Genomic DNA, 25,753 nt, shown 5'->3' on the forward strand with positions numbered 1-25,753 from the left:
TCAACTGATTAAGGTAGCTCAATTTGTTTGTTTTTACGAGATTCTTTATACAAAATGATCGTTCGACCGATTAATTGTACAAGTTCACTTCCAGTTCGTTCACTAAGCATTTCTGCAACTTCTTCTTTTGGAACTTCACAATTTTGCAGCACGGAAACTTTCAACAATTCGCGCGCTAAAAGAGCATCGCTAATTTGACTGACCATATTGGGATTAACTCCGCCTTTTCCAACTTGGAAAATCGGGTGCAATCCATGGGCTTCTTTGCGTAAAAAGCGTTTTTGCGGTCCAGTTAGCATTTCTCTTCCTCCTCAAATGAATCGAGTACGGCTTGCCGCATGACAGCTCGATCCGGATTTTCTTCTGTCCAAAGTTTAAACGCAAGCGCCCCTTGATTGACAAACATTGCAAGGCCGTTTTGCGTTATTGCACCTCTTTTTTTAGCTTCTTGTAAAAAGGCTGTTTCAAACGGATTGTAAATAATATCTGCTACTAGTGTACCTGGAGCTAGTAAATCAAGCTGCAGCGGCAAATCTGCTTTTTCAGGATTTAGGCCTACAGATGTTGTCTGAATGATAATCGTAAACTTGGAAAGCTGTTTCGCTGCTTCTTTGAGCGAGATCGCTCTATCCCGACTCCCTGGTTCTAGCATCTGCTCTGCTTTTGCAACTGTTCGGTTCGTAACACTCACTTCACAATTATGGGCTTGTTTAAGCGCAAGGTAAATGCCTTTACTTGCTCCTCCAGCTCCAACAATTAACACGTGATCTGACTCTTTTATCGGTCTTTTTTCAGCGAGTCCTTCCAAAAAGCCTTGTCCGTCTGTATTAAAGCCGGTCCATTTATTTCCGCATCGAACGACTGTATTTACGGCTCCACATTTTAATGCAAAGTCATCGATTTCATCAAGGTAAGGAATAATCCGTTCTTTGAAAGGAATCGTGACATTAAAACCGTCTATATCAGAACGAAGCCATTCTTTTATTTCTTGATCAAAAGCTTCTTCACTAAGTTTTTTACGCGTATAAATAGCATCAAGCTGTAAATGTTGAATGGCGGCTTGCTGCATAATCGGTGAAAGTGAATGAGCGATCGGGTTTCCAATAACAGCGAAATGTTTCATTTGGTTCACCTCAAATGAGCGGTTCGCGGACCGAGACAGAAACGCCTTCCGGCACCCAAGCTGTCACTTTCACGCCGCCTTCAGGAATAGTTACCCATCCAAGCCCAGAAAACACGATATCCGTCTTTTCGCGAATAGTGAATGGATGTGGAACAAGTTCAGGAAGTTCCGCCGCTTCTTCTCCCGTCGGTGGTGCCAAAACATCACCTTTTTGCGTTTCGTATAAATGGTCAGCATTCGCAAGTTTTGTGCGGTGTGGTTCTAATTCGTTCGACATATAAACGATAAACGAGCTTCTTTGGCCAGATGTGAAATCCAGTCGTGCGAGAGCACCAAAAAACAAGGTTTGCTCTTCATTAAGCTGATAAGCAATCGGCTTGATTTCTTTTTTGGGTGTGATTTTCTTAAGTGTTTTTGTACCAATGAAATGCGCCATTTGGTGATGATTGATGATCCCTGGCGTATCCACCAGTACATTTCCGCCAGCAAGCGGGATTTCAATTTTATCAAGAGTGGTTCCAGGAAACTGAGACGTTGTGACCACATCTTTTTCTCCAGAAGCTCGCTTGATGATTTGATTGATGAGCGTTGATTTTCCGACATTCGTGCAGCCTACAATATAAACATCGCTGCCATTTCGCAAGTTTTCAATTCGGTCAAGCAGCGTTTCAAAACCAGTTCCCTTTTGTGCACTGACAAGCGTTACATCTTTAGCGAGAAGTCCAAGATCCTTCGCACGCCGTCTCATCCAGCGCGTTAATTTATCACGTTTAAGCGATTTGGGTAATAGGTCTTCTTTATTACCGACAAGAAGAACTGGGTTATTTCCGACAAAGCGGTGTAGCCCAGGAAGCCAGCTCCCATCAAAATCAAAAATATCGACCACATAGACAATCAGTGCCTTTTTCGTTCCGAGTTCATTTAAAATCTTTAAAAAATCATCGTCCGTTAGCGGCACATCTTGAATTTCATTATAGTGCTTCAAACGAAAACAGCGCTGACAAATCACGTTTTCTTTTGTAAGGGATGATTGAGGTGCGTAACCAGGTTTTGATTTATCTTCAGACTGAATAATGGCACCGCAACCAATACATCTAAGTGTTTCTGTCAAAGCGAATCCTCCCATTCCATTTTTTGTTTTTTTGAAAGTCGTTTTAAAATAATCCGCTCCATGAAGCGGTTAAATTTCGTTGCAAGTCCATCTGTTTCTTTTACTGGGCGCACAAAAATCGTGTAGAGTTTCTGCCTGTTCCCGCCAAAAATATCGGTCATAATTTGGTCACCAATCATAATGGTTTCTTCGGGGGTTGAATCCAGTTCTTTTAGTGCTTTTTTAAAATTCTTTCCGAGCGGCTTTCGTGCTTTCGCAAGAAATGGGATTCGAGTCGATTTGGCCACTCGCTCCACACGATCTACGGAATTATTTGAAAGGATCATCACTTTAATTCCTGAAGCTTCAAGAAGTGTGAACCAGTTAATAATTTCATGAGTCGCATCCATTTCATCCCACGCAAGAAGCGTATTATCAAGATCCGTTAAGATCGTTGTTTTCCCCATTTTTTTTAAATGTTCCGCTCTAATTCCAAATGGTGAATCGAGCATTTTATCTGGTGAAAATTGCTTTAACAAACCCCGCACCTCATTTTCCTTTTCTGCTCCTCTTTTCTTACGGAGAGGAGATAACCTACAAATTTTATCATGTTTTGATTTATTTTACAAAAAAACCTGAGATACTGCTATAATAAAGAAGTAAAATCGGAATGTGACTACACATTTTTGTATATCAAAGGAGGAGAAATGGATGACAAAACCCTATTCAGAAGTTTGGGATCTAGATTCAATCTATCAAGGTGGCAGTGCATCAGAAGAGTTGCATGAAACCTTGCAAGCACTGAAAGACGACTTAGATCTTTTTATTAAAAATGTGGAAGAATGGGCAGTTCCAGAAAGCAAAAATGATGCTGCTGAATTTCTTCTCTTAATTAATCAAAATGCGGATCTCTCAAAGGGATTCATGAATGCAAGCTCTTACTTGGAATGTTTGCAAGCTGCTGATATTCACGACGAACGTGCTGCAACTCTTGCGGCTCGGGTTTATGGCTACTCTGCTTTACTCCAAACAGCTCAAGATGATTGGCACGACAAATTCATTCAAATCGAAGATCGGGTTTGGAAAGAAATTTTACAGGAAAATGGATTTCGTCAAATCGCTTTTGTATTAAACGAAGCCCGTGAAAACCGTGGTAAAAAAGGCAGTAAACAGCAAGAAGCGCTTATTAACACGCTTTCCGTTGATGGGTATCAAGGCTGGTCTGATCACTACGACACGATCATCGGAACAGTTCGTGTAAAAGTAACAATAGACGGAAAAGAGCAAGATTTATCAGCTGGGCAAGCGCTCAATATGCTGAATCACCCCAAACGAGAAGTCCGAGAAGCCGTTTTTAAAGCCTATTCGGAAAGCTTCCAAAAAGAAAGCCGGCTATTTGCTGATACACTCAATCACTTAGCAGGATTTCGCTTACAAACTTATGAAACACGTGGCTGGAAAAACGTACTAAGCGAACCGCTTGCGATCAATCGTATGAAGGAAGAAACACTTGATGCGATGTGGAATGTAATTCGCGACAGCAAAGCTACTTTTGTAAACTTTTTAAATCGCAAAGCCAAATTGCTCGGTCTTTCAAAGTTAAGCTTTTACGACGTTGAAGCCCCACTTGTTTTTTCAGGAGAACCCAAAAAATATTCTTACCAAGAAGGCGCAGATTTTATCTTGACGCAATTCAATAAGTTTAGCCCCAAGATGGCTGAATTTGCTAAACATGCTTTTTCAAGTCGCTGGATTGAGGCAGAAGATCGGGATAATAAACGTCCGGGCGGCTTTTGTACAGATTTCCCAATAGAAAAAGAAAGCCGAATTTTCATGACTTACGATGGTGCGCCGTCAACGGTTGCCACTCTGGCGCATGAACTTGGACACGCCTTCCACTCTTATGTGATCCGAGATGAGCCTTATGAAAACACAGATTATGCAATGAACGTGGCCGAAACAGCTTCCACTTTTGCAGAAATGATCATCGCGGATGCTTCCGTAAAAGAAGCAGCGACAAAAGAAGAAAAAATCACTCTTCTTGAAGATAAAATTGGCCGAAGTATCGCCTTTTTCATGAACATTCACGCACGTTTTCTTTTTGAAACACGCTTTTATGAAGAGCGCAAGAAAGGGATTCTCTCAGTGGACGATTTGAATCGCCTTATGGAAGAAGCCCAACGTGAAGCTTACTTGGATTCGCTTGAAGAATATCATCCGCAGTTCTGGGCATCTAAGCTTCATTTCTACATTGCAGATGTGCCATTTTACAACTTCCCTTACACTTTCGGATACCTCTTCTCGCTTGGCATATACAGCCGGGCAATGAATAGTGGTGAAAGTTATGAAGATGCTTACATCGCGCTTTTGAAAGATACTGGCGCCATGACAACTGAAGAACTAGCGAAAAAACATCTCGATGTCGACCTTACAAAACCCGATTTTTGGCGCGAAGCTGTTGACATTACAATAAAAGATGTGGAAGAATTCTTGGAACTTACGAAGGATCTTTAAATCAGCATTAAGAAACGCGACAAGATGCTTGTCGCGTTTCTTTTTATATGTTTAGATACCTTTCCGCAAGAGCGCTAAAATTGACTCAGATGAAGCCTTGGCGGCGATTTCTAAAAATTCATCAAACGACATCGCAGCTTCTTGGTCAGCCACATCGGAAATAGCTCGAATCACTAAAAATGGAACTTTGAACCGGTAAGCTACTTGAGCAATGGCCGCTGCCTCCATTTCAACTGCACACATATCCGGAAATGAAGCGAATAAAGCCTCTCTTTGTGTTTCTTGTGAAATGAACGAATCGTTCGTTACAACGAGTCCGTAAACTGCTTTATTGAGAGTCTCTTTAAAATGTTCCTCGTATATTTGCTCCGCTTTTTTTAGTAAAGCACGATCGCCTTCATAAATAGCAGGCATTTGCGGAACTTGACCAAAGCGATAACCAAAAGCTGTGGCATCAACATCGCCGTATGTCAGGCGATCAGATAAGATGACATCCCCTACTTTCAAATCTGATCCGATTCCACCGGCAGATCCAGTATTGATGATCACTTTTGGCGCGTAGCGATCACAAAGGATAGCTGTTGATACAGCAGCATTTACTTTTCCAATTCCAGATTCGACAAGGACAACTTCTTGTCCTTCAAGTTTTCCTTCATAAAACTGTGCACCTGCAATTTCAACGGTTCTGCGTCCAGTCATAGCATCACGCAAAATTTGGACTTCCTCTTGCATGGCACCGATAATTCCAATCATTATGATCCTCCTCATGAAAACAAAAACGCCAGGTCGCAACCAGACGTTTATCGCTTGTCGTTTTCTTTCAATTTTTCAACCTTTTTTGGTTCCCAGCCTTTACCATCTTTCCACTTAATGTAAACACGGTACGTTTCATCTGGCTTATCTTTGCTTGAAATCGTACCAATCGATTCCGTTGCTGGGTCTTTCCCTCGTCCGACAAACCAAAGTGTCATATTATCGCTTGCAATATCTGTTGCCTCAGAAAAAGCTTTAATCTTCTCTTTCCAGTCCATACTTGTTGCGTCATAAGAATTGATATGTTCTCCCGATTGACTCGTTCCAACGGGTTTCCAGTTTTTCTTGATTACTTCTGAAACATTGGGGTCATCGCTTTTCGAGGTTGTTTCTTTCTCACTGGATTGATCTTTCTCAGATTTGGCTTGTTCTTTTTTATCCTTGTTTGAAAGATTGGCATCTTCCTTCTTTTGAACGGAAGATGCCGTTTTTGTTGCGGGGGCGTCATTTTTGTTTTCAGTCGCAAATATGACAAAATAAACAGAACCAATAATCAGTAAAGAAACAATGATGATTAAAATATTTAAAACCAAATTTGTTTTCTTACGCTTGGTATTCGTTTGTACACGAGAACCTTCTACATTGTTTTGTTTAACCCAGCGATTTTTATTTTTAGATTGTCTTTCAACCATAGGATTTCACCACCTTATTCGCATGTACCTAGGAATTTAAGCTTCGATTTTAATGATTTTAACAGTCATTTCACCGCCTGGAGTTTGAATCGCTACTTCTTCCCCTACGTTATGTCCTAAAAGTCCCTTAGCAATCGGAGAATCATTAGAAATGCGTCCGTTAAATGGATCAGCTTCTGCACTGCCGACGATTGTATAAGATTCTTCATCTCCATCAGGGATTTCTGTAAACGTTACTTTTTTACCAAGAGTAACGGTATCATTGTCAACTTCTGAGCCATCAATGATGTGAGCGTTGCGGAGCATATTTTCAAGCGTCGTGATTCGTCCTTCAACAAAAGCTTGCTCGTCTTTTGCAGAATCATACTCAGAGTTCTCAGAAAGATCCCCAAAATCACGCGCGATTTTAATCCGTTCTACAACTTCCTTACGTTTTACCGTTTTTAGTTCATTTAATTCTTGTTCTAATTTTGCTTTCCCTTCAAGCGTCATGGGATATACTTTTTCAGTTGCCAAATTTGTTCTCTCCTTTGATATCGTATCGATAAGTATAGAAAAGTACGGAGATCAGCGCCCCGCACTTTTTTGAAAATCTGCTGTTCTAGAAAAAGCATCTGCTTTCTCAAAGTCATTATCTTATTTACTATCAGCATTTTACCGCAAACGCTCTGCTTTTTCAAGCAAGCATCTTTCTAGCGATGAAGATTTTCTTCCAAAACAACAGCAATCTTTGTTGTCATCAGGTCGATCGCAACATGATTTTGCCCGCCTTCTGGAATAATAATATCTGCATATTTTTTTGTTGGTTCGATAAACTCATTATGCATTGGTTTTACAACATTTAAATATTGATCAATAACAGAATCAAACGAACGACCGCGGTCCTTAATGTCACGCATTAAACGCCTGATAATCCGAATATCATCATCGGTATCAACATACACCTTGATATCCATCAAGTCCCGCAATCGCGGATCTTCTAAAATCAATATCCCTTCTAATATGATAACTTCACGTGGTTCCTGATGAATCACTTCATCTGAACGATTGTGAACTGTATAATCATAAACAGGCTTTTCAATTGCTTCATAACGCAAAAGTTGTTGAACATGTTCAATCAATAAATCCGTATCAAAAGCTAACGGATGATCATAGTTTGTTTGAAGTCGTTCATCAAAAGATAAATCTGACTGGTCTTTATAGTAAAAATCCTGTTCCAGCATCAAAATGGAGCATTCTCCAAAATGCTCATAAATTTTTTTGCAGACACTCGTTTTTCCTGAGCCAGAACCGCCAGTTACCCCAACGACCACTGGTTTTCTTTTCATCATCCGTCTCTCCTTCTCGTGACCGCGAGTCCGTCGCCAAGTGGAATGATACTCGTTACAAACTCGGGCTGATCCATCAAAAAGCCATTAAACTTGCGCATTTTTTTCGCGATTCTCGCCTTCTTCTGCACTTCAGGAAGTTCATCTAGTGCAAGTCCTTTAAATAGAACATTGTCACTATAAATCACGCCTTTAGCAGTCAGATGTGGACTATATAAATCAAAAAACTTTTCATATTGAGCTTTGGCAGCATCAATAAAAATCGCATCGAACGGTCCTTTGCTTCCAAGCTTTTCAAAATCTAAAAGTGCATCTCCAAGCACAAGCTCCACTTGGTTCGTCCCAAATCTCTCCACATTTTCTTGTGCAACAGAAAAACGATCTTCATCACGTTCAATTGTAATAATTTCTGTTTCGGGCAGTGCTTCTTGCATTCTAAGTGCCGAATAACCAATTGCAGTACCAAGCTCCAAAATTCGTTTAGGCTGCTGGATAGCCATAATTTGAAGCATGGCATGCAGTGAATCTTTTTCCATAATTGGAACCGCTTCTTGCTTCGCATACTCTTCTATTTCAAGAAAAAAAGGTGAGCTTGCAGGAATCTGTTCCAATAAATAATCATGAATGAACGCATCCATCAGTTTAAAAATCCCTTCCATTCTGTCCAAAAATTAATTTCCATTGATGTGCTCTTCTTTTAATTTGTTATGTTCTTCGAGTGTCTTTGAAAAATAGACTTTTCCTGTTTTGGTATTTGCTAGGAAATATAAGTAATCTGTTTTAGCAGGGTAAAGCGCCGCTTCAATAGACGATTTCCCGCTATTAGAAATAGGACCTGGCGGCAAGCCGTTATTTAAATACGTATTATAGGGTGACTCAACTTTTAAATCTTTATATAAGGTACGAGATTTATGCTTTCCAAGTGCATAAAGAACCGTTGGATCTGTTTGCAGTCGCATTTTTTCATCTAGCCGATTATAAAATACACTTGCGATCGTTTTCCGGTCAACATTTTCTGTAGCTTCCTTTTCGATAACGGAAGACATCGTTAACAGTTCATGGACACTCTTCTTTTGTTTTTTAAGTTCTTCTCGGTAAGGCGCAAGATTTAGTTGCGTCGCTTTCACCATTTCTTCAAGAATAGTGTCAATTTTCGGCTCTGCTTCTTTAAATTCATATGTCGCCGGGTAGAGATAACCTTCAAGTGGATGCTTAATAGCTTGATTTAACACATCTTTTGTCACCGTATCTGGATAATGTTCTATCATTTTCTCGACAAAAGTGTGATCGTCCATTTTTGCTAACACATCTTTTTTCTTGAGCGTCGGTGCATACCGAACAATCCGATCTGCAATTTGATCGAGTGAGTAGCCTTCTGGAACTACTAACCGTTCTGGGACTGCCGTTTTTCCAGATTTTAAGACATTGACAATTTTTTCAGTATCCATAGAAGGACTTAATTCATATCTGCCTGCTTTTAAATTCATTTCATTGGTATACTTTACATAATAAGAAAACAAAGTCGCACTGTTGATGACTTTTTCATCTTCTAAAATGTTCCCAATTTTTTTGGCGTTTGCCCCAGCAGGAATTTCTACCACTATTTTTTCTTTGCTATCCGAATTTTTGGCATCCAGTTGTTTTTTTACATAAAAATAGCCTGCAATCGTGATGATAACAAGAATGAGTACGATGAGTGAGATAATGATCGTAATCCTTTTACCCTTTGAACTTGCCAAGCATGATCCCTCATTTCTTAATCTTTGTTCAGTTTATTATAACGATTTTTTTCTCGTGTGACTATCTCTTTTTAGCTAAACAAGAAAATTTCTGAAAGAGTCTTCCCCTTTCAGAAATTTTAAACGCCTATTAAATTACGCATCCATTGATTCAACGGATTCGATGTTTCGTTTATAAAGTCGAATTGAGCGCCCCATGTCGTCGTCAATTAAGAAAGTTCCTTCTCCTGTTGGTACAAGCGCATCAGTGATCGCTCGCTTTTGTGATTCACTTTCAACGGTTTTTTCATAAGAACGTCCGCTTACCATATGTACAGTTACTACAAATTTTTCCATTTTTAGCCTTCTTTCTTCGAATTTCGACTATATTTATACTAACAAAGATTCTCTTATTCGTCACTTCAAAAAGATTCCATCGTTTTTTTTACATTTGTGCTATAATAAAAAAGTTAACAACTGAACACATTAAAGGAGTCTTGTCATGTTACACACGTTAATCCAAAGCCTGCAAGATTTTGTCATGTTTCTGATTGATACTCTTGGTCATTTCGGTATTTTTCTTGCTATGTTGATCGAAAGTGTTTGCATTCCGCTTCCAAGTGAAGTGATTATGCTTTTTGGTGGTTTTATGGCGGAAGCAGGAAAACTGAATTTTTGGCTAGTCGTTTTTGCAGGTATCCTTGGAAATCTTGTCGGATCTTGGATTGCTTACTACATCGGGAAAAAAGGCGGTCGCGCACTCGTGCTTCGATTCGGGAAATATATTTTCTTAAACGTCAAACACCTCGATCAAGCTGAGCACTGGTTTACTCGCTACGGGGCATCTGCTGTTTTTTTCGGCCGGGTCTTACCAGTTATCCGAACTTTTATTTCCTTACCAGCAGGCATTGCTAAAATGAATTTAACCAAATTTACCATTTATACGATCTTAGGCTGTATTCCTTGGAATATTTTCTTGACGTGGCTTGGATTTACCCTCGGATCTAACTGGTCTGTTGTTGAAAAATACACACGGCCTATCAGCTACCTTATTCTCGTACTGTGCATCGCTTTCGTTGCCTGGTTAGCTTACAAGATTTGGAATAAACGAGCTCGTAAAGAAACAAAAAAAGACATGTAGCTTCTGATGCGGCTTGAGATACTCAAGCCGTATTTTCTTGAAGCAACATGTCTTTTGCTTATTCTTCGTCTTCGTCTGCCAAAAAGGTAGCAAGAAGCTCTTCAATCATATCCCACTCTTCGTCCGTTTCAACGGGTTTTAAGTTACCTTCTTTCCCGTTTTCACTTTGTTCATAGGAAGATGCTAAAATTTCGATTTCTTCATCCTCAGATGCCCCTGCAGGGAAATAAAGCACATAAGATTTTCCGAAATCATCTGAATCAAAGTCAAACAAAATTTCGTATTTTTCTTCTACGCCTTCTTCGTTTGTAATCCAAATGATGTTTTCTTCTTCCCCATGATTATGTTCATGGTTGTGCTCGTGGTTATGGTTTTCTGCCATTACTTTTCACCTCATTTATTATTTGCATCCAAAAAGGATTGTAAAATCATCACTGCTGCAAGCTTATCAATCACAAGCTTGCGTTTTTTTCGACTGACATCCGCTTCAAGAAGAGTTCGCTCAGCAGCTTGTGTTGTCAGTCGTTCATCCCACAATACCACCGGAATCCCCGTTCTTGCTTCAAGAACTTCGGCATATTTTTTTGAGCTTTCAGCACGGCTTCCAAGTGAATTATCCATATTTTTCGGAAGACCAACGACAATTTTTTCAACATCATTTTCTTCTGCAAGTTCCTTCACTCGATTATAACCAAACTGTTTAGCAACTTCATCAATTGAAATGGTTTCAATTCCCTGGGCCGTCCAACCGAACGCGTCACTAATCGCAACACCGACTGTTTTCGACCCCACATCCAGTCCCATAATCCTCATTTTTCACCAATTTCATTGTTTTTAAGATAAGCGCGGACAAGCTCTTCGATGATTTCGTCACGTTCTAACTTGCGAATCAAATTCCGCGCGTCTTGATGCCTTGGGATATAAGCCGGGTCGCCAGAAAGAAGATAACCAACAATTTGATTAACTGGATTATAGCCTTTTTCCTGCAATGCAAGATAAACTTGCTTCATAATTTTTCGAACATCTTCTTCGATTGAATCGTCTCCAAAATTATAGAACATGGTTTGATCTTTTGTACCCATAACGTGTCTACACCTCTATTCCTTCACTTTCCCATCTATTTTACACTAATCTTTCGACATTGACAAAGGAATACGCCACACTTAACCTAATTTTAATATTTCAAGAAAAAAGAACGCAAATTCGCGCTCTTCTTTCCGAAATTAGCCTTGCATATTTTGAATAATAGTAGGAACTTCAGCAAGTGCTTTTTCTAGGTCCGCAGGGTTTTTCCCACCAGCTTGCGCGAGATCAGGTTTACCCCCACCATTTCCGCCACAAAGTTGTGCAACTTGTTTGATGATGTTCCCCGCATGAAGCCCGCTTGCTATTGCTTCTTTTGAAACAGCGGCAATTAAATTAACTTTTTCGCCAGAAGTAGCCCCTAATACAAGAACCCCTCCGATATTTTTTTCTTTCCAGTTATCAGCAAATTGACGTAACGCTGCCATATCTTTTGCCGCTACTTGTTTAGCAATCACATTGATGCCACCAATGTCTTCCCCACTTTCAAAAATAGCCCCACTTGCTGCATTTGCCAGTTTTGATTGAAGCGATTCATTTTCACGGCGCGCCTCACGCAATTCAAGCTGCAATTGTTCGATTTTTGTCAAGACTTCTTTTGGACTCGTTTTAAGTTTTGCTGCAGCATCTTTTAATTGATGTTCTTGTTCTGTTACAAAGTGATAAGCCGCTTCTCCAGTTACTGCTTCGATTCTCCTTGTTCCAGCACCAATTCCCGTTTCTGAAAGGATCTTGAATTGCCCGATTTCAGAAGTGTTTTTGACGTGCACACCACCACAAAGTTCAATGCTATAGTCTCCAATTTGAACAACGCGAACAATGTCGCCGTATTTTTCACCAAAGAGTGCCATTGCGCCAAGTGCCTTTGCTTCATCGATTGGCATTTCATTAATCGCAACGGTCAACTGCTCCCAAATTTTTTCGTTTACAATTGCTTCCATTTGTTGTAGCTCTTCTTCTGTAATTTGTCCAAAGTGCGAGAAGTCAAAGCGCAGGCGATCTGGGGCAACAAGCGACCCAGCTTGATTCACATGCTCACCTAATACGTCTTTAAGTGCCCGGTGAAGCAAATGAGTTGCGGTATGATTTTTCACCGTTTTTCTTCGTTCTTCCGCGTTAACTGTAAGTTTCACATGATCCTGCGATTTCAAAATACCTTCTTCTACAACGATTCGGTGAATATTTTGCTTGTTAGGAGCTTTTTGAACATCTTTTATATAAGCAAGACCCGTTTCACTTTGAACAGTTCCGTGATCAGCTACTTGCCCACCACTTTCAGCATAAAATGGCGTTTCTTTAAAGATAGCTTCCACTTCTTCACCAGTTTTTGCTTCTTCAACAAGTTCATCGTTTTGAATCAAATAAAGAATTTCAGAAGCATGAACCGTTGTTTCATAGCCGACAAAAACACTTTCTTCTGTTAGACTTTGTAAAAGTTCACCTTGCACTTTCATGGACTGCACATCTGCACGCGCTTTTCTCGCACGCGCACGCTGTGCTTCCATTTCTTTTTCAAAGCCCGCATGATCCACTTGTAGCGAATGATCAAGCGCGTATTCCTCAGTCAATTCAACCGGGAAGCCATACGTATCATAAAGTTTGAAAATGTCTTTTCCTTCAATAATTTGATTCCCTGTTTTTGCTTTTGCAATCAGCTCTTCAAGAATTGCAAGCCCTTCATTAAGCGTTTCATGGAAGCGTTCTTCTTCTGTACGAATCACTTTTTCAATAAAGTCTTGTTGATTCTCTACCTCTTTATAGAACGAATTCATGATTCTACCGACAGTTGGTACGAGCTTATACATAAACGGTTCATTAATACCAAGAACTTTTGCATAACGAACAGCTCTACGAAGCAAACGACGAAGCACATAACCTCTACCCTCGTTCGATGGGAGCGCCCCGTCACCAATAGCAAAAGCAACAGTCCGGATGTGATCAGAAATGACCTTAAAGGCTACATCTTTTTCAGGAACCACTCCATATTTTTCGCCAGAAATTGTTTCAACTTCACGAATGATTGGCATGAACAAATCTGTTTCAAAATTAGTTGGTGCATTTTGGATAATCGAGACCATACGTTCTAGTCCCATCCCCGTATCAATATTTTGTTTAGGTAGTTCCGTGTAGCTTCCATCTGGATTGTGATTAAATTGCGAGAAAACCAAATTCCAAATTTCTAGGTAACGTTCATTTTCGCCACCTGGGTAGAGTTCTGGGTCATTAGGGTCATTTCCAAACGCTTCACCGCGATCATAGAAAATTTCACTATCTGGTCCACAAGGTCCGCCCCCAATGTCCCAAAAGTTATCTTCAATCTCCACAATACGGTCACTTGAGAGCCCAATTTTTTCTTTCCAAATCTTTTTCGCTTCAGTGTCTTTTGGATAAACGGTCACATATAACTTATCAGCGTCAAAGCCAATCCACTCTGGACTAGTAAGAAATTCCCAAGCGAAAGTAATCGCCCCTTCTTTAAAATAATCTCCGATCGAAAAATTCCCTAACATTTCAAAAAACGTATGGTGTCGAGCCGTTTTCCCAACATTTTCGATATCATTTGTACGAATAGATTTTTGTGCATTTACAAGACGCGGATTATCTGGAATTACAGAACCATCAAAATATTTTTTCATGGTTGCAACCCCACTGTTGATCCATAAAAGAGTCGGATCATTTACCGGAACAAGTGATGCACTCGGTTCAACTGTATGTCCGTGTTGTTTAAAATAGTCAAGAAACATCTGTCTAACTTCACTGCTTGATAAAGTTTTCATTTCATTTTCCTCCCTTAACAAATAAAAAAGCCTTGCAATCGTTGCATCAGGGACGAAATTTTCGCGGTACCACCCTGTTTGCAACGACACAAGACTTGTATCATTACCTCTTCATGTCTTTAACGCAAGACTTACGTTTTTTTTGCGTAAGAGAGCAATTTTAGTTCTTCCCTACTTTTCTTTCAGCCGTGGAAAAGTTCTCTTCTAAGGTTCAATTACTAAAATCATATTCTTACAAAAATAACCATATTTTCTATATCTAAAATTATAGAGAAGCTTATGCTTGTTGTCAACCGTTAATTATAGCAGAATCTTTCATTCCTACTGTTTGAAATTGTCCATTTCGAAGTGTTAATTTCACGTCGGAAACTTTGGCGATTTCCGGATCATGCGTCACCATGATCACTGTTTTCCCATCTACATGTGCGAGTTCTTGAAACAGTTTCACAATTTCCTTACTAGTTCGCTCATCTAGATTCCCTGTTGGCTCATCTGCAACGATTAAATTCGTCTCTGTGCTGAGAGCTCGTGCAATCGCGACGCGTTGTTGCTGTCCACCGCTTAAAGTCAGTACTTTTTGCCTTGCTTTGACTTCATCAATCCCAACTTTTTCAAGAAGTTCAAGTGCAACTTCTTTCTTATTTGGATAGGAGACTTTAGTAATTTCCATAGCCGTTATCACGTTTTGTAGCGCCGTCATATATGTCAACAAATTATAGCTCTGAAAAACAATCGAAACAAATTGATTACGATAAGTTGAAAGACCAATCTCTAGAAGTGAACATCCTTCATAAAAAATTTCTCCTTCATTAGGTTTATCGAGACCACCTGCCAGTGATAAAAAAGTCGTTTTTCCAGAGCCAGAACTTCCCACTACTGTATAAAAAGTTTCTTCATAGAAAGAAAAATCTAAATCCTCAAGAATTGCTTCTTCCTTTGTTTTATACCAATAACCAATTTTTTCAAAGGTTAAAATTTTCTTCATCTTCATCACTACTCCTGTTTAGTCAATATCGTTTTAGGATTCATACGTAAAATGCTCGTCCCTGGAATCACAACAGAGATGAAAGCAATTAAGAATCCAATTCCTGCCATCTTACCAATTTCAGCCGGAGTCACCTGAATATCCAATTTCTTGATTTCCTCTTGATTTTTTGTCAAGTTTTCGAAACTGCTAGAGACACTTCCAAATGGTCCTCCCCCACTAGGACCATTCCCACGATGATCTTGGCCACTTTGTTCCGTTGAATTCCCCGACGTTGAGTTCATTTCCGCTGTTTGACTATTCTCTTGATTAAGTAATTGATTTCCCGCTACTTGTGCCACAAACGGACTAGCAAGACCTGCCACAATAAACGAGATCATTGCTACAATAAAAATCTCTACAAAAAATTGCCCTAACAATTTTGTTTTCTTTTCACCAATGGACAGCAACACGCCCATTTCATATTTTCGTTCGCGAATTTGCATCATCACGAGTAGCGCCAACATCAATACCCCTGCAATAGAAACGATATAAACGACATTTTTTGAAAAAGATGCGACGTTTTCAATAGGCCCAATCATCTGCTTATATAAACTGTCATTTGCATCAAGCTTAAACTTATCCCAATCAATTGTATTCATCTTTTTTGCTTCTTTTTGAAAGGCAGTGATATTAGCCGCATCATCCATCGTATAAACTGCAGAGTCAGCTGTTCCTTCATATTTGGCACCCTTAAGCGTATTAGCGATGGTATAAGGTACGTAGATTTTATTGTAGGGATTTAAAAATGAAAAATTATTTGCCATTCCGTTATTACTACTTGAAGAGTCACTTGATTTGTAAATGCCAACGATTTTTAAAGCAACAGAAATTTCTTCATCACTGGACTGAATTTTAATGGAATCACCAATTTTCCACTTATTTTGGCTTGCAAGTGTCTTTTCAACAAGTACAACTTTTTTATTTTTATCTGCTTTTGTTAACGCTCGACCACTTGTTAATTTTGCAGACTTTTCACTAAAATCTGTAGAACTAGCCGAGTCGAGTACGCCACTTACGCTTAAATCTGCTTGAATCATCTGCGGACGATTTTCAGTTGAATTTCCGCCTCCAAGCCTACCCTCTTCACCCGTATTATTTGTAGAATCACTACTTTCCTCTTGTGAACTATCACCACTTGATTTCACTGGATCAAAATCCTCCGCAAGCGCTTGGGTGCTTGAATAAAGATTGTAACTCGTTACATGATTTAATTTTGCCAAACTTTCAGCCGCTGAAGTCTTTACAGGAGTTGTGTTAAACGAAGGAGCTTTTCTTTCACTAGAATTAGAAGATGAGTTTTCTGAATTTTGTTCTGCTTGCTCCATCTGCTTTTCTCTATCGTAGCTAAGAGTTACTGTTCCCCCAAGTTCTTTTCTTGCTAACTCACTTGCTTTATTCGCAGCTGATTGAATTGTAAAACCAGATAAAACTAAAACGGAAACAATCGTAAAAATAATAAAAAGTAAAATAGATCGCCCTATTCTCGCTTTTAAACTCCAATAAGCACGCTTGATAAAATTCATATTCGTTCCTCCATTTCTTCGGTTACAAATTTTATCTTAAGCACCATTTATGAAAAAAGCATGAACAAATTGTGGTTATACTTTTAAACTTATCGTAAAGACTTGCGAAATGAATACTTTTAAGATACTTTTAAAGAGTAAGGAGTGTAGCTGATGCGACTATTAATGATTGAAGACAATGAAAGTGTTACTCAAATGATGGAATTATTTTTCTTAAAAGAACAAATTGATGTGACTTTTGTTCATGATGGTAAAGTGGGCTATGAGCGATTTTTGAAAGAAACATTCGACTTATTGATTATAGACTTGATGCTCCCTTCGATGGATGGTATGACGATTTGTCGTAAAGTTCGAGAAGTAAGCGATATCCCGATCATCATTCTTACAGCAAAAGAATCTGAATCAGATCAAGTACTTGGGCTTGATCTCGGGGCGGATGATTATGTGACAAAACCATTTAGCCCGCTTGCATTAATCGCCCGAATCAAAGCTGTTTCAAGACGTTTAGCTCCAGCCTCTAATGACGATAAGATACTGAGCGGAACGACACATTCACTTCAAACCGAATACTTTCAAATTGATAAGACAACCCGTGAAGTTCTTTATAAAAATGTCCCACTTGAAGCACTTACACCGAAAGAATTCGATTTATTTTACTTTTTGATAGAGCATCCTCGCCAAGTTTTTTCACGCGAACAATTACTAGAGCGAGTTTGGGGGTATCAATTTTACGGAGACGAACGAACTGTTGATGTACACATTAAACGTCTCCGCAAGAAAATTGCAACGGAGGAACATTTATTTTTGCATACCATTTGGGGGGTAGGCTATAAATTTGATGAAACGGATTGATGTGAGTTGAAATTTAAATATGTTTATCAACTGTTTGCAACGCAATTTATTATTTTGCTGGCGACTTGTTTACTTATTGGTTTGCTTATCTCTAATTTTCTAAAAGATTATTTATACGAATCACAAGTGGAGCTATTAACAAAATATGGAGAAAAAATCAGTAGTGAAATTCGTTTTGCTGGAGATGAGGACATGCGGACGACTTCACTCGAAGCTTATCAGCACGCACTTGATGTTGACCATATTCGATATACCATTCTTAATAATCAAGAACAAATTGTGTTTCCCACTTCCGACAGACCACTCCCGCCCGATTTTAAAATTTCAAAAGAGGCTTCTAAAAATCTCAAAAAAGGCGAAACCGTCACGATTAAAGTCGATAATCGTTTTAATCAAGAAATGTCTGTTGTGTATGTCCCGATTTTATCAGGCAAAACCTTTCTTGGCTCAGTTATTTTGAACTCTCCGATCAGCGGGACAGAAAAAGTCATCGGAGCAATTAATCGTTACATGTTTTTCACGATTCTTTTATCGGTAATCATCGCGCTTGTTTTAAGTGCTATTTTAGCTAAATTGCAAGTGAATCGGATTAATCGCTTACGTGAAGCAACAAAACGAGTGATTAGTGGGGATTATGAAACGCGATTAAACGAAAATAACTGGGATGAAATTGGCGCACTTTCCTCAGATTTTAATAAAATGACAGAAACCTTAGCCACCTCAAAGGAGGAAATAGAACGTCAAGAAAAACGGCGCCGACAATTTATCGCAGATGTTTCTCATGAAATGCGAACACCGCTTACAACCATTTCCGGACTCACTGAAGGACTTGTTAACAATGTCATTCCAGAAAGTGAAACTAATCGTGTTATTCATCTTATTGATAAAGAATCACGTCGTTTGACAAAGCTTGTTAATGAAAACTTGGATTACGAACGAATCCGTGCCAATAAAATCAAACTGGAAAAATCTCGCTTTTCCGTTCAGGCTTTATCAGAAGTATTAGTTGAACAGCTTGAACCACTTGCTCAGCTGAAAAATGATAAGCTTATCCTTGACATTGAAACCAATCTCCTTGTCTTTGCTGATTATGATCGCCTTACCCAAATTTTATTGAACATTTTAAAAAATAGCATTCAATTTACGGAGAATGGTACCATTACATTATGCGGACGAAGCGATTATAAAGAAACGATACTAGAAATTACTGATACTGGAGTTGGCATGGACCCAGAAGAATTGGAACAAATTTGGGACCGCTTCTATAAAGCAGACTTATCTCGCACAAATACGAGTTTCGGAGAATCAGGTATTGGTCTTTCCATTGTAAAACAACTCGTAAAAGCACATGACGGCAGTATTACTGTCACAAGTAAACAAGACCAAGGCACCACTTTTGTAATTCGATTGCCAAATTTTTCTGATCTAGAAGAATATTAAAAAGAAGCTGAGACAAGAAATGAGACTAACTAGCCAAAAGTAAAAGAACAGCAATCGTTCAATGAAATCATTTGCACAAAATGGCATCATTGACGATTCTGTTCTTTTTTGTTTTCGGTCTAAATTCTTTATGCCATAAATTCATAAGGCGAAATCTCATTCATTCCAATCATCGGATCAATTTCAGTCAAATTTTCTGTAGTCAAAATTTTGAGGCTCGACTGCCTTGCAAGATCTTCTTCACTCACAAGCCTGCTTTCAAGTGTTGTTTTGCGCGAAGTATCATTCACGCGTTCTACTCCCATCCGAAATGCCTCTTCTTCTCCACAAAGAATCAAAAATTGTTGACTTCTCGTTACTCCTGTATAAAGTAAATCTCGGCGAAGCATTCGGTAATAGCTACGCACAACGGGCATTATCACAATCGGGAATTCACTCCCCTGCGCTTTATGAATCGAACAGCAATACGCATGTGTAAGTTGATTAAATTCCTGCTTGTAGTAACTCACCTCTGTCTGATCGAACTGAACTGTAATCATATCTTGCTTTTCTGTATTTTCTTTAGCATATTGCATCGAAACGATTTCCCCAATGTCTCCATTAAACACATTTTTCTCCGGTTGATTGACAAGTTGCAGGACTTTATCATTCACACGATACTTGACATCGCCATAGGAAATCTCCTTGCGCTTTCCTGAATCATTAGGATTAAAAATTTCTTGTAAATTTCGATTCAAAACATTAATCCCTGCAGGACCTCGATACATCGGAGCTAGAACTTGAATATCACGAGCGCGAAACCCTTTTTCTTTAGCGTTTTTTACAACCTGATCGACAACCTCAGCAATTTGATTGACCGAACAATGAAAAAAAGAACGATCTTTACTATTTTTAGTGAAATCTGCTGGTAAAAAACCTGCTTTAATATCGTGTGCCATTTGGATAATGGAGGACCCATCTTTTTGACGATAAATATCTGTCAACTCAACTGTTGGCGCAACTTCAGAACGCAAAATATCACGTAACACTTGGCCGGGACCAACTGATGGTAATTGGTCTTCATCTCCTACAAGAATGACTTGGATATGACTTGGAAGCGCTCGGAATAGCTGATTGGCAAGCCAAATATCGACCATTGACATTTCATCAACGATCAAAAGTCGCCCTTCAATCGCCCGCTCAGAATCATCACTTAAATCCTCCTGCCCATTCATTCCAAGTAACCGGTGAATGGTCATGGCTGGAAGACCGGTTGATTCACTCATTCGTTTAGCAGCACGTCCAGTTGGAGCAGCCAGTAAAACGGGAAATGCGTCTCCATCTTTATAAGCATGGGGATCAAGGCTGACCCCGTGCAGTTCACTAAAGAGTTCTACAATTCCTTTAATTACTGTCGTTTTCCCAGTCCCTGGTCCACCAGTTAATACTAGCATCGGAGAAGTTAAAGCTGTTTTTAAAGCTTCTTTTTGGGAATTCCCATAGGAAACCCCGATTCGCTCTTCAAGTTCGCCAAGTGCAAGTAAAAATTCAGATTCAGGAAATTGTTCTTCGTACTCTGTTTGCTTCATAATTCGTTTCATGTGATGCGCGAATCCGCTTTCGGCAAAATAAAGGGATGGCAAATAAATTCGCGTATTTTCCATTATGACTTTATCTAGATCTCCTAGGGCGGTTAATTCTCGGTCTATTTCTTCTTGCAAAACTGGTTCTGGTGCACTTTCCATTAGCAAACTTCGTGTTTTTTCAATCAGTTCATCTCGTTCCGTATACACATTGCCATCACGAATAGAATCTGTATCAAGCGAAAAAAGCAAGCCAGCACGAATTCGGTCGGGATGATTACCATTTAAGCCTAGTCTGCGTCCTAGTTCATCCGCTCGCTGAAAGCCAATTCCTTTCACATCTTCAATCAACTTATAGGGGTTTTTTTCAAGTATTTCAAGTGCATTTTGTTTGTAAACTTGAAAAATTTTCATCGAAAGTTGTGGTCCAAAACCGTAGTCATTTAAACCAATCATGACATGTTCTAATCCTTGATTTTCGCGTAGAGTAGCAAGCAATGAATCTGCAGTATTTTTGGGTAACTTCGGCACTTCGCTAAGCCGATCCGGATCATTTAGCATAATGCTGATCGCATCTTCACCCAAAACAGCTACGATATTCTCCGCTGTTTTTTTGCCGATTCCTTTAAAAAGTTCCCCTGAAAGATAAGCAACAACACCTTCTCTTGTTTGTGGCATCTCTTTATGAAACCGCTCTGCTTTAAATTGTTGTCCAAATTTCGCGTGTTCTTGCATTTTTCCATAAAAAAGATAAACTTCTTGTGGTTCGAGCTTCGGAAAAACTCCCGTTACGATGATATCGCGCTCATCCCAGTCCGTGTTCGTTTCTTTTACTTCAATTCTCGCCACAGAAAATAGATTATCAGGATTATGGAAAATCATCTGCAAAACTTCGCCCTTTATGAACTTTTCATCTGCCTCATCACGAAATAGAGCAAGTTTTTCTTGATTGTTCATTTTCCCATCTCCATTTCCATTTTTATTCTGTGTCGTTTGGGAGCTCACGAATAGCATCTAAAGCATTCTGCGCAAGTAAATGCTCTGGCTCACTTTGAAGCGCTTGTTCAAAGTATTCCTCTGCAAGTTTCAAATCGCCTTGCCATGCAAGATAAACAGCACCAAGATTATAAAGGGCATCCGCATCCCCTTGTTTGAGTGTTAATGTTCGTTCAAGTTGTGTCACGGCTTCTTCATATACGCCTTCTTTTGCAAGTGCGATCGCATACTGAAAGACAGCTTCACCGTCCTCTTCATTAAGTTCTACACTTCGTAAGAAATACGGGAGCGCCAGCGCATTTTGATCCATTTTCGTAAAACTAAGTCCGAGCATAAAAAAGACATCACTATTTTCCATTCCTTCAGTGGTAGCTTCTTTAAAAGCATTAACCGCATCTTCATAGCGCTCTAGTTCGAAGTAAAGATTTCCTAAACTATAGTAAGCTGCTGGAACATGATCATCGAGTTCAATAGCTCGTTTATAAAACTGTTCCGCTCGGTCAAAATCATCGAGTGACAATAAGACATTTCCAAAATTAATATAGCCAACTGGGTCATTTGGATTTTCTTCAATCACTTCCGTAAACATTTTAACAGCTTCCTCTAGTTTTCCTTCTTGCATATATTTAATTCCTACTTGATTTTTATCCATTTGTCTAATCCCTCATTTCATCGTACTTGAGCCACGAAATAATCGCAGCACTTGTTTCTTTTGTTTGTTGTTCTACAGAAATTTTTGCTTTCCGATCTCCATTTTGTTTACCATAAGCACCAAAATGCGCGTGATTGCCACCCTTTATTTTGAAAAACGTGGTCTTTTTCGGCAAGTAGCGCTTATTTTGACCATATTTTTTCCAATTCAAAACACCATCATTTGCTGCTGTAATCGAAAGGGCTTCGAGTTTAGTTTCTTCAAGGCTCCCCTTTTTATCTGGATAGCTCGCAAGATAGAAAATGCCTTGTAAGTCTTTTGCGTGCTCTTTTGCAAAACGCGAAGCCATCACACCTCCTAGTGAATGTCCACCAATCACAAAATGCTCGTCACTATTTTGTTTGATAATCTCTTCCGCTTTGTTTTTTCCAAATACTGCCAAATCAAGCGGCATCTCAGGTATATAGGTTTTATAGCCAGCATCTGCAAGCGAACGAGCAAGTGGTGCATAACTAAGGGCATCTACGAAAGCGCCTGAATATAAAATAACACTTGTTTTCTTGGCGCTTCTTTTCGGTTCAAAAATCAAAGTATCATTGGACTCAAAAATAGCCACCTGCTTTGTTTCTTGTGCTTTCATTTCTGCATAATCACTTGGTGACGTATTAAAATAAAAATAGCCCCACGCAATAAGCAGGACAAGAACAACAATACTTGAAAGCCCGATTAATTTTTTCATATCCAACCTCTTTTCACCTGTTCGTTTAACATTTTACCATATTTCACCTCAAAAAGCCGTGAGCTAGGCACAAAAAAAGGAAATCCACTTTAAAAATGGATTTCCTAATCATTAACCTACATAATCTAATTGCTTTGTATCTTTCCAAACCGTATCAATCGTCGCGCCGCCAAGACAGGTTTCCCCATCATAGAATACAACAGCTTGACCAGGTGTAATTGCTCGCACCGGTTCATCAAACACGACTTCTGCCTTCCCATCTGCTAAAAGATTGACCATTACGCCAGTATCTTTTTGTCTGTAACGGAATTTAGCAGTCGCGCGAAAAGTAGCAGGTTTAGGCTCATTCGATGTGAACGAAACATCTGTCGCTATTAACGAACTAGAATATAAGCTGTCATCGTGGAACCCTTGCACCACATAAAGAACATTTCGCTTTAAATCTTTCCCAGCAACGAACCACGGGTCACCGTCTCCACCAATTCCAAGGCCATGACGCTGTCCAATTGTATAATACATCAATCCATCGTGTTTACCCATTTCTTTTCCGTCAAAAGTCTGCATAGAACCAGGTTTTGCAGGTAGATACTCACTCAGAAATTCCTTGAAGTTTCTTTCTCCAATAAAACAAATTCCCGTACTATCTTTTTTCTTAGCCGTTGCAAGTCCAGCTTCTTCAGCAATTCGTCTCACTTCACTTTTTTCCATTCCACCAAGCGGAAACATTACGTGAGAAAGCTGTTCTTGAGAAAGTTGATTTAAAAAGTAAGTTTGATCCTTATTTTCATCTACGCCACGAAGTAGCTTCACTTCACCATCTACTTTTTCAACACGCGCATAATGCCCTGTTGCCACATAATCCGCCCCGAGGCTTTCTGCATGTTCCAAAAATGCTTTAAATTTAATTTCTTTATTACACATGACATCAGGATTTGGCGTTCGCCCAAGTTCATATTCCGCTAAAAAGTAGCGGAACACCTTATCCCAATATTCTTTTTCAAAATTGACTGAGTAATAAGGAATACCGATTTGATTAGCTACACGGATGACATCTTCATAGTCTTCCGTTGCCGTGCATACACCAAATTCATCCGTATCATCCCAGTTCTTCATAAATATACCAATCACATCATATCCTTGCTGCTTTAACAGATAAGCCGTAACAGAAGAATCCACTCCGCCAGACATACCTACAACAACACGAATTTGATTGTTCGCTTTTGTCACACTCGCTCTTCCTTTCTTTTTGCAAGTCGCAACACCACTTGACTAATCATCTCAGCGGCCTGCGTAATTTCTGCTTGATCGTTTCCAAGACCAAAACTGATTCGTAACGTTTCTGTAATGCCGGGATGATCTTCTCCAAACATTGCAACGAGTACATGCGAAGGATCAACCGAACCGGCCGTACAAGCTGATCCACTCGAAGCTTCAATTCCTTCCATGTCCAAATTCATGAGCAGTTGCTCAATTTGAACACCAAAGAATCGTACACTAAACACATGTGGGAGCGTTTCCTCATCTAGTCCGTTTATTTCAAAAGCCAAACCATTTTTTTGAAAAATAGCTGCCATATTTTGTTTAAAGTCACGGTAAAGTTCTGCCTTAGCAATTCGTTCAGCCCGCATAATAGCTAAAGCTTCCTTAAATCCAGCAATTCCCGCTAGGTTTTCCGTTCCTGCCCGACGTTTTCGCTCTTGTTCGCCGCCATGAAACGGAAATTCAAGTTTTGTTCCTTCTTTGACATACAAAAAACCAACGCCGCGCGGGCCATTTATTTTATGAGCGGATACAGAGAGCAAATCAACACCAAGCTTACTAACATGCAAAGGGATGAGACCAAAAGCCTGAACAGCATCCGTATGGAAAAGCGCCTGATGATTTTCCAGCAACTCGCCGATTTTAGCAATCGGCTGCAATGCGCCCATCTCATTATTCCCATACATAATAGAAACTAAAATAGTATCATCTGTGAGTGCTTCTTTAAAAGCTTGAAGCTCTATTTGACCATTCGAATTGACTGGCAAATACGTCACCTGGAACCCCTTATTCTCCAAATATTCCATCGCGCGTAAAACAGCATGATGTTCAATCTTTGAAGTGATGATGTGCCGTCCATTCGTAGCATTCGCAAGTGCAGCTCCAATTATAGCTGTATTATCACTTTCCGTTCCACCACTTGTGAAGACAATCTCTCGCTCCTCGGCCCCAATCTCCTCCGCAAAAAACTGTCTCGCTTCATCTAGTTTTTTTCGGGCCGATCTTCCTGCCGCGTGAATGCTTGATGGATTCCCGTATTCATTTGTCATCACATCAAGCATAACCTGACTCGCATTTGGATGGATCGGACTGGTAGCCGCATGATCAAGATAAATTGTTTTTTTCACAACACATCGCGCCCTTCCTGTGATTCATCACTTTAATCGTTTTTTATTGTAACAACAAATCCTTTTGAAAGCAATCTTATTCGCTTACAAATTGTTAGTTAGAAGACAAAAAGAAACCCCAATCGTACCGTTTGGAGCCCCATCCTTTGAACCCGCCGTATAAGCAGGTGGGTACTCTGTCGAACGTTTTGCAAGTCCTCGTGAAAAGGCATGTGCGCCGCGTTCGAACACCGAGTTCCCAAGGTAAGAAAGATTGTTCGGTTCAAAAATAGTAGGCACTATACGTATACATTAGGGTTTCTTTTTATATGGTTAGAATAGCACAAATTCTCTAAAATAGCAATTTTAGAAAACCA

The 25,753-nt window shown here is 39.6% G+C and carries 26 protein-coding genes and 1 other RNA gene; 4 read left to right on the top strand and 23 right to left on the bottom strand.

The features are described 5' to 3' along the window. Window positions 1–8 precede the first annotated feature (8 nt). The 4 genes from yhbY to HB912_RS04960 are packed head-to-tail and all read right to left on the bottom strand — an operon-like array spanning window position 9 to window position 2,752. A complete protein-coding gene (gene yhbY, locus HB912_RS04945) occupies window positions 9–299 on the bottom strand; it encodes a ribosome assembly RNA-binding protein YhbY (RefSeq protein ID WP_185372581.1) in 291 nt (96 codons plus the stop codon). Next, entirely contained in the window at window positions 293–1,123 is an 831-nt protein-coding gene (aroE, locus tag HB912_RS04950) for a shikimate dehydrogenase (protein WP_185372583.1), read from the bottom strand. Before aroE ends, yhbY begins: the two co-directional genes overlap by 7 nt. Window positions 1,124–1,133: 10 nt before the next feature. Beyond that, complete coding sequence (gene yqeH / locus HB912_RS04955) at window positions 1,134–2,234, bottom strand: ribosome biogenesis GTPase YqeH (RefSeq protein ID WP_185372585.1); 1,101 nt, start codon at window positions 2,232–2,234, stop codon at window positions 1,134–1,136. Then, window positions 2,231–2,752, bottom strand: coding sequence for a YqeG family HAD IIIA-type phosphatase (locus HB912_RS04960; RefSeq protein ID WP_185372587.1), 522 nt, complete (start codon window positions 2,750–2,752; stop codon window positions 2,231–2,233). Before HB912_RS04960 ends, yqeH begins: the two co-directional genes overlap by 4 nt. 172 nt (window positions 2,753–2,924) lie before the next feature. On the opposite strand from HB912_RS04960, the gene HB912_RS04965 reads away from it, so the two are divergent. Further along, window positions 2,925–4,727, top strand: coding sequence for a M3 family oligoendopeptidase (locus tag HB912_RS04965; protein WP_185372589.1), 1,803 nt, complete (start codon window positions 2,925–2,927; stop codon window positions 4,725–4,727). Between the two features lie 51 nt (window positions 4,728–4,778). Here HB912_RS04965 and HB912_RS04970 read toward each other — a convergent pair whose 3' ends face one another. From HB912_RS04970 to HB912_RS05000, 7 genes are all read right to left on the bottom strand, one after another. Beyond that, entirely contained in the window at window positions 4,779–5,483 is a 705-nt protein-coding gene (locus tag HB912_RS04970; RefSeq protein ID WP_342354362.1) for a 5'-methylthioadenosine/adenosylhomocysteine nucleosidase, read from the bottom strand. Window positions 5,484–5,527: 44 nt separating this feature from the next. Beyond that, window positions 5,528–6,172 carry a YrrS family protein gene (locus HB912_RS04975; protein WP_036073447.1) on the bottom strand — a complete coding sequence of 215 codons (645 nt, stop codon included), beginning with the start codon at window positions 6,170–6,172 and terminating at the stop codon, window positions 5,528–5,530. Between the two features lie 36 nt (window positions 6,173–6,208). Then, a complete protein-coding gene (greA, locus tag HB912_RS04980; RefSeq protein ID WP_036073444.1) occupies window positions 6,209–6,688 on the bottom strand; it encodes a transcription elongation factor GreA in 480 nt (159 codons plus the stop codon). 176 nt (window positions 6,689–6,864) lie between these two features. Next, complete coding sequence (udk, locus tag HB912_RS04985; protein ID WP_185372896.1) at window positions 6,865–7,500, bottom strand: uridine kinase; 636 nt, start codon at window positions 7,498–7,500, stop codon at window positions 6,865–6,867. Beyond that, a complete protein-coding gene (locus HB912_RS04990; protein ID WP_185372898.1) occupies window positions 7,500–8,138 on the bottom strand; it encodes an O-methyltransferase in 639 nt (212 codons plus the stop codon). The genes udk and HB912_RS04990 overlap by 1 nt, the downstream gene beginning before the upstream one ends. Window positions 8,139–8,171: 33 nt before the next feature. Beyond that, window positions 8,172–9,239: an endolytic transglycosylase MltG gene (mltG, locus tag HB912_RS04995; RefSeq protein WP_185372593.1), complete on the bottom strand. Its 1,068-nt coding sequence runs from the start codon at window positions 9,237–9,239 to the stop codon at window positions 8,172–8,174. Between the two features lie 135 nt (window positions 9,240–9,374). Next, entirely contained in the window at window positions 9,375–9,575 is a 201-nt protein-coding gene (locus tag HB912_RS05000; RefSeq protein ID WP_036073442.1) for a hypothetical protein, read from the bottom strand. A gap of 145 nt (window positions 9,576–9,720) precedes the next feature. Here HB912_RS05000 and HB912_RS05005 point away from each other — a divergent pair, with 145 nt between their 5' ends. After that, window positions 9,721–10,359: a DedA family protein gene (locus HB912_RS05005; RefSeq protein WP_185372595.1), complete on the top strand. Its 639-nt coding sequence runs from the start codon at window positions 9,721–9,723 to the stop codon at window positions 10,357–10,359. Between the two features lie 58 nt (window positions 10,360–10,417). On the opposite strand, the gene HB912_RS05010 is transcribed toward HB912_RS05005, so the two are convergent. The 6 genes from HB912_RS05010 to HB912_RS05035 all read right to left on the bottom strand — a co-directional run bounded on the left by HB912_RS05010 (window position 10,418) and on the right by HB912_RS05035 (window position 16,769). Further along, a complete protein-coding gene (locus HB912_RS05010) occupies window positions 10,418–10,741 on the bottom strand; it encodes a DUF1292 domain-containing protein (protein ID WP_036073439.1) in 324 nt (107 codons plus the stop codon). 11 nt (window positions 10,742–10,752) lie between these two features. Next, window positions 10,753–11,172, bottom strand: a complete 420-nt coding sequence (gene ruvX, locus HB912_RS05015) for a Holliday junction resolvase RuvX (protein ID WP_185372597.1) — start codon at window positions 11,170–11,172, stop codon at window positions 10,753–10,755. Beyond that, window positions 11,169–11,441: an IreB family regulatory phosphoprotein gene (locus tag HB912_RS05020; RefSeq protein ID WP_036073437.1), complete on the bottom strand. Its 273-nt coding sequence runs from the start codon at window positions 11,439–11,441 to the stop codon at window positions 11,169–11,171. The genes ruvX and HB912_RS05020 overlap by 4 nt, the downstream gene beginning before the upstream one ends. Window positions 11,442–11,582: 141 nt before the next feature. Then, complete coding sequence (gene alaS / locus HB912_RS05025) at window positions 11,583–14,219, bottom strand: alanine--tRNA ligase (protein ID WP_185372599.1); 2,637 nt, start codon at window positions 14,217–14,219, stop codon at window positions 11,583–11,585. A gap of 289 nt (window positions 14,220–14,508) precedes the next feature. After that, entirely contained in the window at window positions 14,509–15,204 is a 696-nt protein-coding gene (locus HB912_RS05030; protein ID WP_185372601.1) for an ABC transporter ATP-binding protein, read from the bottom strand. A gap of 8 nt (window positions 15,205–15,212) precedes the next feature. Then, window positions 15,213–16,769, bottom strand: a complete 1,557-nt coding sequence (locus tag HB912_RS05035; protein ID WP_185372603.1) for an ABC transporter permease — start codon at window positions 16,767–16,769, stop codon at window positions 15,213–15,215. 153 nt (window positions 16,770–16,922) lie between these two features. On the opposite strand from HB912_RS05035, the gene pieR reads away from it, so the two are divergent. Then, a complete protein-coding gene (pieR, locus tag HB912_RS05040; RefSeq protein ID WP_036073435.1) occupies window positions 16,923–17,621 on the top strand; it encodes a two component system response regulator PieR in 699 nt (232 codons plus the stop codon). Between the two features lie 6 nt (window positions 17,622–17,627). Beyond that, complete coding sequence (gene pieS / locus HB912_RS05045; RefSeq protein ID WP_185372605.1) at window positions 17,628–19,061, top strand: two component system sensor histidine kinase PieS; 1,434 nt, start codon at window positions 17,628–17,630, stop codon at window positions 19,059–19,061. A 128-nt stretch (window positions 19,062–19,189) separates the two neighbouring features. Here pieS and recD2 read toward each other — a convergent pair whose 3' ends face one another. The 6 genes from recD2 to ssrS form a co-directional block, all read right to left on the bottom strand. Further along, on the bottom strand, window positions 19,190–21,580 hold the full coding sequence (gene recD2, locus HB912_RS05050) for an SF1B family DNA helicase RecD2 (protein WP_185372607.1): 2,391 nt from the start codon (window positions 21,578–21,580) through the stop codon (window positions 19,190–19,192). 22 nt (window positions 21,581–21,602) lie between these two features. Then, complete coding sequence (locus tag HB912_RS05055) at window positions 21,603–22,271, bottom strand: tetratricopeptide repeat protein (protein WP_185372609.1); 669 nt, start codon at window positions 22,269–22,271, stop codon at window positions 21,603–21,605. Between the two features lie 4 nt (window positions 22,272–22,275). After that, on the bottom strand, window positions 22,276–23,010 hold the full coding sequence (locus HB912_RS05060) for an alpha/beta hydrolase (protein WP_185372611.1): 735 nt from the start codon (window positions 23,008–23,010) through the stop codon (window positions 22,276–22,278). A 111-nt stretch (window positions 23,011–23,121) separates the two neighbouring features. Continuing rightward, window positions 23,122–24,237 (bottom strand): tRNA 2-thiouridine(34) synthase MnmA, encoded by a 1,116-nt coding sequence (gene mnmA, locus HB912_RS05065; protein WP_185372613.1) that lies wholly within the window; start codon window positions 24,235–24,237, stop codon window positions 23,122–23,124. Beyond that, window positions 24,234–25,397, bottom strand: coding sequence for an aminotransferase class V-fold PLP-dependent enzyme (locus HB912_RS05070; protein WP_185372615.1), 1,164 nt, complete (start codon window positions 25,395–25,397; stop codon window positions 24,234–24,236). The genes mnmA and HB912_RS05070 overlap by 4 nt, the downstream gene beginning before the upstream one ends. Window positions 25,398–25,508: 111 nt before the next feature. After that, window positions 25,509–25,698: non-coding RNA, 6S RNA (gene ssrS, locus HB912_RS05075), on the bottom strand. Window positions 25,699–25,753 lie beyond the last annotated feature (55 nt).

Source organism: Listeria aquatica, assembly GCF_014223975.1.
Taxonomy (GTDB): domain Bacteria; phylum Bacillota; class Bacilli; order Lactobacillales; family Listeriaceae; genus Listeria; species Listeria aquatica.